Origin of the sequence: Pseudomonas onubensis, from assembly GCF_965653655.1 — a bacterium.
Classification (GTDB): domain Bacteria; phylum Pseudomonadota; class Gammaproteobacteria; order Pseudomonadales; family Pseudomonadaceae; genus Aquipseudomonas.
This window is the reverse complement of the sequence record NZ_CBFHAZ010000152.1, coordinates 1-10691: the sequence shown is the minus strand read 5'-3', so window position 1 is coordinate 10691 and position 10691 is coordinate 1. Positions and strand designations below refer to the sequence as shown.

At 64.1% G+C, this 10691-nt stretch carries 6 protein-coding genes; all 6 read right to left on the bottom strand.

Going from position 1 to position 10691, the window contains the following annotated elements; genetic code table 11:
• Positions 1-340: 340 nt before the first annotated feature.
• On the bottom strand, positions 341-2860 hold the full coding sequence (gene uvrA / locus ACTD9P_RS28205; RefSeq protein WP_438870221.1) for an excinuclease ABC subunit UvrA: 2520 nt from the start codon (positions 2858-2860) through the stop codon (positions 341-343).
• Positions 2857-4569 (bottom strand): ATP-binding protein, encoded by a 1713-nt coding sequence (locus tag ACTD9P_RS28200; protein WP_438870220.1) that lies wholly within the window; start codon positions 4567-4569, stop codon positions 2857-2859. The genes uvrA and ACTD9P_RS28200 overlap by 4 nt, the downstream gene beginning before the upstream one ends.
• 110 nt (positions 4570-4679) lie before the next feature.
• On the bottom strand, positions 4680-7772 hold the full coding sequence (locus ACTD9P_RS28195; RefSeq protein ID WP_438870219.1) for an error-prone DNA polymerase: 3093 nt from the start codon (positions 7770-7772) through the stop codon (positions 4680-4682).
• Positions 7748-9160, bottom strand: coding sequence for a Y-family DNA polymerase (locus ACTD9P_RS28190; RefSeq protein ID WP_438870218.1), 1413 nt, complete (start codon positions 9158-9160; stop codon positions 7748-7750). The genes ACTD9P_RS28195 and ACTD9P_RS28190 overlap by 25 nt, the downstream gene beginning before the upstream one ends.
• Positions 9161-9167: 7 nt before the next feature.
• Entirely contained in the window at positions 9168-9782 is a 615-nt protein-coding gene (gene imuA / locus ACTD9P_RS28185) for a translesion DNA synthesis-associated protein ImuA (RefSeq protein WP_438870217.1), read from the bottom strand.
• Positions 9782-10399 carry a transcriptional repressor LexA gene (lexA, locus tag ACTD9P_RS28180; protein ID WP_017135402.1) on the bottom strand — a complete coding sequence of 206 codons (618 nt, stop codon included), beginning with the start codon at positions 10397-10399 and terminating at the stop codon, positions 9782-9784. Before lexA ends, imuA begins: the two co-directional genes overlap by 1 nt.
• Between the last annotated feature and the right edge of the window lie 292 nt (positions 10400-10691).

Genomic DNA, 10691 nt, shown 5'->3' with positions numbered 1-10691 from the left:
GATCTGAGACGCCCCGTTAACCACGCTGGCCGAACGCAGGCTTGAATCCGTGGGTAACCCGGCAGGACGCCGGGTTAGCCGCGCTGGGCCAAGGATGGCCCATCGCGGCGGCCCACGGATTCAAGCCTACGTTCTGGCACACCGAGCCCAAGCGAGGTGCCGAGTGGTGGGGCACAGACCTTTTGGTTACTTTTGGCTGGGCCGGCATTCCGGGCGTTTGCCAAAAGTGACCCGCTGTAAGAGCGGAACCAATAGAAGCCGTTACCGCAGAAATGGATATGTACACCGACAAACCGCTATCGCAGGCAAGCCAGCTCCCACATCTTGACCGGATCAAGGCTTAGCCAAACTCCCGCGCCAGAAACGGCGCAGTGCGACTGGCCTTGCTCTTGGCCACCTTCTGCGGCGTACCACAAGCCACCACCTTACCCCCCAAATCCCCAGCTCCCGGCCCAATATCAATCACCCAGTCACTCTGAGCCACCACGCGCATCTCATGCTCCACCACAACCACCGTGTGCCCCGCGTCCACCAGATGATTAAGCTGGCTAAGCAAACGGTCCACATCCCGTGGATGCAAACCGGTAGTCGGCTCATCCAACACATACAAGGTGGCGCCCCGGGCATTGCGTTGCAGCTCGGTCGCCAACTTGATCCGCTGCGCCTCCCCCCCGGACAGCTCAGTCGCCGGCTGCCCCAACCGCAAATACCCCAGGCCGATATCACGCAATACCAACAACGAACGCAACACCCCGGGCTGCTCGGCAAACACCTCGACTGCCTGCTCCACCGTCAGCCCCAGCACCTGGGCAATGCTCAAGCCTTGCCACTTGATCGCCAACGTCTCAGGGTTATAACGCGCCCCATGACAGGTCGGGCACGGCGCATACACGCTGGGCATAAACAGCAATTCGACACTGACAAACCCTTCCCCCTCGCAATGGGGGCAACGGCCCTTGGCGACGTTGAACGAAAACTGCCCGGCATCGAAATGACGCTTCCTGGCCGCCGGCGTTGCCGCAAACAATTTGCGCACGTTATCGAACAACCCGGTGTAGGTCGCCAGGTTAGAACGCGGCGTGCGGCCGATGGGCTTCTGGTCCACCTGCACCAGACGTCGAATCTGTTCCAGGCCGCTGCTGATCCGCCCGCCACTGCTTTGTGGAGCATCGTCTTCAAGGCTCGGTTCTTCGTCGCTTTCCAGCACACGCCCCAGCCCCGTGCCCACCAGTTCCAGCAACGCCTGGCTGACCAGGCTGGATTTGCCCGAGCCGGAAATGCCCGTCACCGCCGTAAAGCAACCCAGCGGGAAATCCACGCTCAGGTCCTTGAGATTATTACGCGTCACGCCTTCAAGCTTCAGCCAGCCGGTCGGCTCACGTCGCGTCGTGCTGCCAGCGCGGCGCTCGGCGAACAAATACTCGCGCGTCTGCGACGCCTGCACATCCGCCAACCCGGCGGGCGGGCCGCTGTACAGCACTTGCCCGCCGTGCTCACCGGCAGCCGGGCCGACGTCGATCAGCCAGTCGGCGCGGCGCATGGTTTCCAGGTCATGCTCCACCACAAACAACGAATTGCCGGCCGCTTTCAAACGCTCAAGTGCAGTAAACAATGCTTCGCCATCCGCCGGGTGCAGGCCCGCCGAGGGCTCGTCCAGCACATAGATCACGCCGAACAGCTGCGAGCCCAATTGGGTGGCCAGGCGCAGGCGCTGCAATTCCCCGGATGACAATGTGGGCGTGCTGCGCTCCAGGGACAGATAGCCCAGGCCCAACTCGGTCAGGGTGCTGACCCGCTCCAGCAAGTCCTGGGCGATACGCTGGGCCGCCAGGCGTTTTTCCACCGACAGCTTCATCTTGTCCTGCCCCGCCGCCACCGGGCGCAGCAGCTCGGCCAACTGCGCCAGCGACAGCTGCGACAACGCGCCGATGTCCACCCCGGCAAATTTCACCGACAGCGCCGCCTTGTTCAAGCGCTTGCCTTCACACGCCGGGCAGGCGCTGCCCTGCATGAACTGCGACACGCGCTTTTTCATCAGTGCGCTTTGGGTGTGGCTGAAGGTGTGCAGGATATAGCGCCGCGCACCGCTGAACGTGCCCTGGTAGCTCGGCTCCAGCTTGCGTTTCAACGCGTCGCGGGTCTGCTGTGGGGTGAAGCCTGCGTACACCGGCACGGTGGGGGTTTCTTCGGTAAACAGAATCCAGTCGCGCTGCTTTTTCGGCAGGTCGCGCCATGGGATGTCCACGTCATAGCCCAGGGTCACAAGGATGTCGCGCAGGTTCTGTCCCTGCCACGCCAAGGGCCAGGACGCCACCGCACGCTGGCGAATGGTCAAGGACGGATCAGGCACCATCAGCGCCTCGGTCACCTCATACACGCGGCCCAAACCGTGGCAGTGCGGGCAGGCGCCCTGGGGCAGGTTCGGTGAAAAGTCCTCGGCGTACAGCATCGCCTGCCCCGGCGGATAACTGCCGGCACGCGAATACAGCATGCGGATCAGGCTCGACAAGGTGGTGACGCTGCCCACCGACGAGCGCGCACTCGGCGTACCCCGCTGCTGTTGCAAGGCCACGGCCGGTGGCAGACCTTCGATGGAGTCCACATCCGGCACGCCGACCTGGTCAATCAGGCGCCGCGCATAGGGCGCCACCGATTCAAAATAACGGCGCTGGGCCTCGGCATACACCGTGGAAAATGCCAGGGACGATTTGCCGGAACCCGACACGCCGGTAAACACCACCAGGGCATCCCGGGGAATGTCCACATCGACGTTACGCAGGTTGTGTTCGCGGGCGCCGCGCACACGTACAAAGCCTGGGCGCTGGGCAGTGATCGGGGGGATGTTGCGCTGTGAGGTCATGGGCAACCTTGTCTGGCGGTGAGCACGCTGCGCACCCGTTGCGTGAGGGCTTCGGGGCTGTAGGGCTTGCTCAGCAGATGAATGTCGGGGCTCAGCAGATGAGTGCTGGAAAGAATGTCGCGGGTGTGGCCGGAAGTGAACAGCACCGCCACCGGAGGGTGCTGCACGCGTGCCCAGTCGGCCAGGTCGGTGCTTTTGACCCGGCCGGGCATCACCACGTCGGTGAAGATCAGGTCCGGGCGCACGTCGTTTTGCAAGGCCTGCATAGCCCGGTCGCCGTCTTCGGCGGTCAGTACGGTGTAGCCCGATTGTTGCAGCAACTCGACCACGGTCAGGCGCACGCCTTCGTTGTCCTCGACCACCAGGATGGTTTCCTGGCCGCCGCTGTGGGTTACTTGCTCGGTGTCTACCTCACTACATTCGGGTTCCAGGCTGCGGGGGAAATACATCTGCACCACCGAGCCTTTGCCCTCCTCGCTCCGTACGTCCACATGCCCGCCGCTTTGGCGTACAAAACCGAACACCATGCTCAGGCCCAGGCCGGTGCCATGCCCTTCACGCTTGGTGGTAAAGAACGGCTCGAACGCACGTTTGAGTACCTCCTGGGGCATGCCGACACCGGTGTCGGTCACCGCCAGGCGCACGTATTCGCCCGGTTTGATGCTTTTACCGATGCAATCGCCGGGGTTGAGGATGATATTTTCGCCGCTGATGCGAATCACGCCTTCGCCTTGCATGGCATCGCGGGCATTGATCGCCAGGTTGAGCAGCGCGTTTTCCAATTGGTTGCGGTCGACATTGATGCACCAGGAATCCCGAGGCAGTTGCACGTCGATATGAATGGTCTCACCCAGCGCCCGTTGCAGCAGTTCACCTAAACCGGCGTAGATGCGTTGCGGGTTATACACCGCCGGCGACAACGGCTGGCGACGCGCAAACGCCAACAGTTGCGAGGACAGCTTGGCCCCACGCTCCACCGCAGCGATGGCCGCCGTGACGCGCCGCTGCACCTGGGGGTTATCCGGCTCATGGCGTGCCAGCAGGTGCAGGTTGCCGGCGATCACTTGCAGCAGGTTATTGAAGTCATGGGCCACGCCGCCGGTCAGGCCGCCGATGGCTTCAAGCTTCTGCGATTGGCGCAACTGGTCTTCGGCGGCGGAACGCGCTTGCACTTCGGCAGCAACGCGCTGCTCCAGGTTATGGGTCAGTTCCTGGCGCAGGCGCTCGGAATGCACATGCTCGGTGGTTTCCACCACAATCGCCAACACCCCGGCTGGCTGCTGATTGTCCCCGGCGACGGGGCTGTAGTAGAGGTCCAGCCAGACGGTTTCCGGCTTGCCGTTGCGCAACAACACCAGGTCTTTGTTGTTAAACGTCAAGGTGCCACCCGCCAGGCAGGTGCCCACCACGTGGCGGTTGAACTCGGCCACTTCCGGCCAGCCCAGCTCCACCGCCGTGCCGAGCAAATACGGATGCCGGCCACCGGCAAACACCGAATAGCTGTCGTTGTAGATCATGTAGCCCGCCCGCCCCCACAGCATCACCATCGGCACGGGCGAGGCCAGCATCATCTGCACGTTGCAGGCCAGGCTGGCGCTCCAGGTGTCGATCGGACCCAGGTCGGTCGTCGACCAATCGAAGGCGCGGATCCGCTGGGCCATTTCACCGGACCAGCCTTCACAGCCATGGGGGTTGGATAAAAACGGCATCGGTTGGCTCTGTGCAAAATGAGGGCATGGGCAACGTTTTGGAGCGCGTCAGCGGCGGATGGTTTCACTTGTTATACGTTAGGAGGTAACGCCGGCAAAAACCACTGGCTTCAATGAAAATCCCGGCTGCGCACATGCATGCCTTCCAGCAGTGGCGTCAGGTCGCTGAGACGCCCGGCAATCAGGTGCCGCACCTCGCCCACTGCCTCCCAGCGCCCGTCGACTTTGAGCAACCGCGAACCCACTAATGCTGGGCGCTGGCGTTCTGCCAGGTCGCGCCACACCACCACATTGAGGTTGCCGAATTCATCCTCCAACGTCACAAAGGTCACGCCACTGGCGGTGCCCGGACGCTGACGCCCGGTCACCAGACCGGCGACGCTGACATTACGCCCATGCTCCACCGCCATCAGCTCCAAAGAGCTGCGGCAGCGACGCTTGCGTAACTCATCACGCAACAACGCCAGCGGATGCGGGCCAAGGGTGGTGCCAACCGTGGCGTAATCAGCCTGCAGGTCTTCGCCAACCGTCGGTGCGGGCAATTGCACCGCCGCTTCTTCGGGGCTCGGCAGGCCCGCGAACAACCCCAGCTGTTTATGCACGCCTGCCACTTCCCAGCGCGCGGTGTGCCGGTTGCCCGCCAACCCACGCAAGGCCCCGGCATCCGCCAGCAATGCCTGGGCCCGTGCATCCAGGCCAGCGCGGTCGTCCAGGTCGGCAATGTCGCTGAACACACGACGCTGGCGCGCCGCCTCGATGCGCCGCCCATCCTCCTCACGAAACCCCGAGATCATGCGCAAGCCCATGCGAATCGCCGGTTGCTGGCCGTCGACAGGCTCCAGGCTGCAATCCCAGTCACTGGCCAGCACATCCACCGGGCGAACTTGCAAGCGATGGCGCCGCGCATCCTGCAGGATCTGGTCCGGGCTGTAGAAGCCCATGGGCCAGCTGTTGATCAAGGCGCAGGCGAACGCCGCCGGTTCATGGCACTTGAGCCAGCAACTGGCGTAGGTCAACAAGGCAAAACTGGCCGCGTGGGACTCGGGGAAACCATAGCTGCCAAAGCCTTTGATCTGCTCGAAGATCTGCGCGGCAAATGCCTCGCTGTAGCCGTTCTTGAGCATGCCGGTGCGCAGGCGCTGCTGATGCGGCTCGAGGCCGCCATGGCGTTTCCAGGCGGCCATGGAGCGGCGCAACTGGTCGGCTTCGCCGGGGCCATAGTCGGCGGCGACCATGGCGATTTGCATCACCTGTTCCTGGAACAGCGGCACGCCCAAGGTGCGCTTCAGCACGGCCTCAAGTTCCGGCGATGGATAAGTGGTGGGCTCTTCGTTATTCCGGCGCCGCAGGTACGGATGCACCATGCCGCCCTGGATCGGCCCAGGCCGCACAATCGCCACCTCAATCACCAGGTCGTAGAAGTTCTGCGGCTTGAGCCTGGGCAGCATCGACATTTGTGCCCGCGACTCGATCTGGAACACGCCGATGGTGTCGGCCTTGCTGATCATTGCGTAGGTGGCCGGGTCTTCCTTGGGTATGCCTGCCAGAGACATATCGCGATTGCGATGGCGGCGCAGCAAGTCGAAGCAGCGGCGGATCGCGCTGAGCATGCCCAACGCGAGGATATCCACCTTAAGCAGGCCCACGGCGTCGAGGTCATCCTTGTCCCACTGGATAATGGTGCGCTCGGCCATGGCGGCATTTTCCACCGGCACCAGGGTATCCAGCGGGTATTCGGAAATCACAAAGCCGCCGGGGTGCTGGGACAAATGCCGGGGGAAGCCGATCAGTTGTTGGGTCAAGGTCAGCACACGCCGCAGAATCGGGCTTTGCGGGTCGAAGCCGCCTTCGCGCAGGCGTTCCAGCGGCGGCGCATCTTCACTCCAGCGCCCGCAACAGTCGGCCAGCGCGTTGATCTGGTCCGGCGGCAGACCGAGGGCCTTGGCCACATCGCGCACCGCGCCGGACGCGTGATAACTGCTGACCACCGCCGTCAACGCCGCGCGGGTGCGGCCGTAGCGTTGGAACACGTACTGCAGCACTTCTTCGCGGCGTTCGTGCTCAAAGTCCACGTCGATATCCGGCGGTTCATTGCGCTCCTTGGACAGGAAACGCTCGAACAGCATGCTCGTCAGGCTCGGGTCGATTTCGGTGATGCCCAAGGCAAAACACACCGCCGAGTTGGCCGCAGAACCTCGGCCCTGGCACAGGATCGAGCGGCTGCGGGCGAAGCGCACGATGTCGTGCACCGTCAAAAAGTAGCTTTCGTAGCCCAGCTCGCTGATCAGCACCAGTTCCTTGTTGATCTGCTGCAAGGTCTTGGCGTCGACACCGTGCGGCCAACGCTGGGCAATGCCTTCTTCAGTCACCGCGCGCAGCCAGGATTGCGCGTCATGGCCGGCGGGCACCAGCTCGCGTGGGTAGTGGTAGCGCAACTGGCTGAGGTCAAAGGTGCAACGTTTCGCGATGGCCAGGGTTTCGTCGCGCAAGGCTTGTGGGTACAACGCGGCCAGCGCGTCGAGGCCGCGCAAATGCCGCTCGCCATTGGGGTGCAGGCGCGTGCCGGCTTCGGCCACCGGCACGTGATGGCGGATCGCGGTCATGGTGTCTTGCAAGGCCCGGCGACCCCGCGCATGCATGTGCACATCGCCGCAAGCCACCGCCGGGATCTGCAGGGTGGCGGCCAGGGCCAGGCGCTGTTGCAAGTGGCGCGCATCGTCCTGGCCGCAGTGCAGGTGCACCGCCAGCCACAGGCGCTCGGCGAAGGTGTGTTGCAGCCATTGGATCGAGGCCTGGGTGTCGCTGTCTTCGGCCACCCACAGCGCCAGCAGACCGGGCATCGGTTGTTCGAAATCGGCGTGCAGCAGGCGGTAACTGCCTTTTTCGGCGCGGCGGCGAGCCAGGGTAATCAGGCGGCACAGGTGTTGATAGCCGCTCAGATCCTCTACCAGCAACACCAGTTTAGGGCCGTTTTCGATGCGCATCTCGCTGCCGATAATCAGCGGCAACTCCACCGCCTTCGCCGCCTGCCAGGCCCGCACGATGCCCGCCAAGGTGCATTCATCGGTGATCGCCAGGGCGCTGTAGCCTTGGCGCTTGGCACGTTCGAACAGCTCCAGCGCACTGGACGCGCCGCGCTGGAAACTGAAATTGGACAGGCAATGCAGCTCGGCGTAGCTCATGCGAACCAGCCTTGCAGCCATAGCCCGTCGTTCTGCCCTACATGGCGATAGGCCCAGCCTTGCTGGCCGGCGCGCGTGCGGATCAGGTAATAGTCGCGGCGGATATCGGCGCCGTCCCACCAGCCGGACTCGATGCGTTCCGGGCCCATCAGGATCTGCACGCCCTGCTCGGCCAGCAAGGTCGGTTCAGTCAGCAACCAGCCGGGGCGCTGCACCTTGTGCAAGGTCGGGCACGCACGGCTGTCGGCGCTCGCCTGCCAGGCACATTCGGGGCGGTGGTCGGCGTGAAAGCGCAGGCTTTGTACGGCCTCATCGCCAAGCCGTGCGCGCAGGCGTTCGCGCAGTTGCTCCCAAGGCAAGGTTTGTTGTGGGCGATCGTCGAACAGGTCCTGGCGTTGCGGCACAAACACCGGCAGGTCCTGGGCCACCAGGCGAAACCCGCGCACCGGTGAGGTGACTTGCACCTGCTCCAGACGGCCACGGGCCAATTCGAACAGCATCGACGGTTCGCGCTCGGCGCTGAGCAGGCCGACCTTGATCACGCTGTCGGGCGCCTGGGCGTGCTCCAGGTGCAAGTCGAAGCGCTGCACGCCACTGTCGCGCCCGCAGAGGAAGGCGGACAAGTCACCCGTCAAACGCCGCAACGGGAACAGCAGCGCCTGGTGGGATTGCACGTCGAAATTCAGCTCGATGCGCACGTCGAACTGATCCGGCGGCTGGTAAAACGCCAGCGCCAGTGGGCGCTGCCCGCTCAGGACATCCAGGTGCTTGAGCAAGCCAGCCTCAAAGCGTCGCGCCAGGGTATGCCGAGGCAACGCCTGCACTTGGGCCAAGGTGCGCAGGCCCATGCGTGACAAGGCTGTGGCCACCTGCGGGTCAAGACCGGCGCGGTCGATGGGCAGCGGCGCCAGGGCCTGCTGCAACGCCTCCTCACCGATCGCCAGGCCATCGTAGATGTTGGCCAGCACCCGCGCCGCCGCCGGGTTGGGCGCCGCGACGATACGGTGGCGAAAGCCCAATTCGGTCAACTCCTGACGCAAGCGTGCCTCGAACTGCGGCCACGGCCCGAACAGGCCCAGGCTCGACTCGATCTCGAACAGCAACGCACGCGGGTAATACACGCTGACCTGGGAGCTGAAACGGTAGGCCCAGGCGGCGAGGAACTGCTGCCAGCGCTCGATTTCGGCGGGGTCATATTCGGCGCTGGCAAAGGTTTTGGCCAGGGCATGCGCGGCCGTCAGCGATTGCCCTGGTCGCAGCCCCAAAGCCCGGGCAGCGGCATTGACGGTTTGCAGCACGCGACGCTGCGGCGTGCCGGCCAGCAGTGCCAAAGGTTGATCCGGCTCAGGGTGCACACGCTGCACCCCGTCCAGCGCCAATTGCGGGAAGACAATACACACCCAGCGCATGGCAACCTCAGTGCCCCGCCAGGGCTATCGGCGCCGGGTGGGCCAAACCGCCCCGGCACTTGAGCACCCGCACTTGCGCAGGTTTTGCCTCGACGGCCAGGCGCAAGGCGGCGGGCGATGAATTGACCGCCTCGCTCAAAGCGCGCCAGGCAAACGCCAGGGTCTGGCCGGTCTCGGCCGCCACCTGCAAGCGCCGCAAGGCACGGTCATCGGCCTTGCGCGGCCAGCACAGCACCGCGCCGCAACTGCCGGAACGCAGGCACTGCTCCACCGCCCACAACACGTCATGCGCCTCGGCCTGGATCACCGAAAGCTGACGCAGATCCACCCCGGCATTCTGCCAGGCGTGGGGGTACGGCGTGTAAGGCGGCGCCACCAGCACAATGCGCTCGCCCGCCGTTGATAAGCGGGCCAGGGTGGGCAACACCAATTGCAGCTCGCCAACGCCCTCCTTCGCCATCAGGATTTCACTCAACGCCGACTCCGGCCAGCCGCCCGTGGGCAACACCGCGTCCAGCGCCGCCAGCCCGGTGGGGTACACGCTGGCGGGCGGCGCAGCGGGCCGGCCTTTCCAGACGCGGCCGCCATTGAACAGCGTGTCCAGAGCAACGACGGCGCCCATCAGCCTTGCCTCACCAGGCCACAGAACACGCCTTCGATGGCCAGGTCCTGATCCGGCCCGACCACAATCGGTTGATACGCGGGGTTGCGTGGCAGCAGACGCACCTGCTCGCCGTGGCGCTCAAAGCGTTTGATGGTGACTTCGCCGTCCAGGCGTGCCACCACAATCTGCCCGTTCAAGGCTTCGGCGCTGCGGCGTACGCCCACCAGGTCGCCGTCGAGGATGCCGTCTTCGATCATCGAATCGCCTTGCACGCGCAGCAGGTAATCCGGGGTTTTGGCGAAGGTGGCAGGGTCCAGTTGCAGGCGGTTGTGCACTTCGGCATCGGCGCCGATGGGCAGACCGGCGGCAACGCGACCGAGCACAGGCACATCCAGCCATTCGGGGCGTGCCGGTTGGTTGAGCAGGCGAATGCCACGGGCCTGATTGGGGTTGACCTCGATAAAGCCGGCTTCGGTCAGGGCCACCACGTGTTTGCGTGCGACGCTGCGCGAGGCGAAGCCGAACGCCTCGGCGATCTCGGCGAGGCTTGGGGGCTGGCCTTGTTGCGCGATACGGTCGCGGATGAAGGTCAGGATGGCGGTGCGGCGGGGGGTCAGGGTTGTCATGGAGTACATTTGTACTCTTGTGGGAAATTTCTGACAATAGCCGGTAGTCGGGATGGGGTTGGGGTTGGGGTTGAGTGCATATCCATTATTTGGGTAACGGCCGCTTAGGGTTCCGCCCTGACGGTGGCTCACTTTTGCAAGGACGCAAAAGCCAGCTCCCACAGAAAAGCAGCTCTTCAGTGCATGCAAATACACAGCCGACCTCATATTCAAAACTGCATGCGGTCAACTGTGGGAGCGGGCTTGCTCGCGAATGCAGTGGGTCAGTCAATTCATCTGTCACTGGTACACCGCATTCGCG